Annotated in this window: 2 protein-coding genes; one reads left to right on the top strand and one right to left on the bottom strand. The window is 59.3% G+C overall.

Annotated features, from left to right (window positions below):
- Positions 1–12: 12 nt before the first annotated feature.
- Positions 13–207 carry a pilus assembly protein gene (locus EU800_RS26225; protein WP_129636376.1) on the bottom strand — a complete coding sequence of 65 codons (195 nt, stop codon included), beginning with the start codon at positions 205–207 and terminating at the stop codon, positions 13–15.
- 65 nt (positions 208–272) lie between these two features.
- Between EU800_RS26225 and EU800_RS27395 the strand changes: the two genes are divergently transcribed.
- The coding region (locus EU800_RS27395; RefSeq protein WP_207210026.1) for a hypothetical protein at positions 273–472 on the top strand (200 nt) is incomplete at its 3' end.

Below are 472 nucleotides of genomic sequence, written 5' to 3'. Positions count from 1 at the left end.
GCCGGACTGCGATCAGAAGGTGGTCTTGATCTGCGAGACGGCGAGCTGGTTCGAGATGTCGCCGGACAGGTCTTCCACGCCGCCGGAAATCACGGCGAGCGTTGCGATGCCGAGGCCGACGATGGCGGCGGTCAGCACGACCCAGTCAACGGTCACGGCGCCGTCTTCGTCGCTGCGGAAGGATTTGATCAGGTGAAAGAGTTTCATGATGGTCTCCGAAATGAATTGGTCTGGTCTGTCGCGAGGACCTGCCAGGCACCGGAGGCATTCCGATGCCCGACTGGCCTGCTTGCCACCAGACAACTGGAACGGGGCAAAAATCGGGCGAAGATGGTTTATTTTTCGTTAGGTGTTTGATCCCACGGTTTGATGGTGCGATCCATTCGCTGGAATGGAAGGAAGCCCTATGGGACAGGTACGTCACGGCAGCGCCACGACCACGCACGCCATCCGAGCAGCAATACAGCGATCG

Origin of the sequence: Tropicimonas sp. IMCC6043 (genome assembly GCF_004146235.1) — a bacterium.
In the GTDB taxonomy this organism is placed as follows: Bacteria; Pseudomonadota; Alphaproteobacteria; order Rhodobacterales; family Rhodobacteraceae; genus Tropicimonas.
This window is presented reverse-complemented; position numbering and strand designations above follow the sequence as displayed.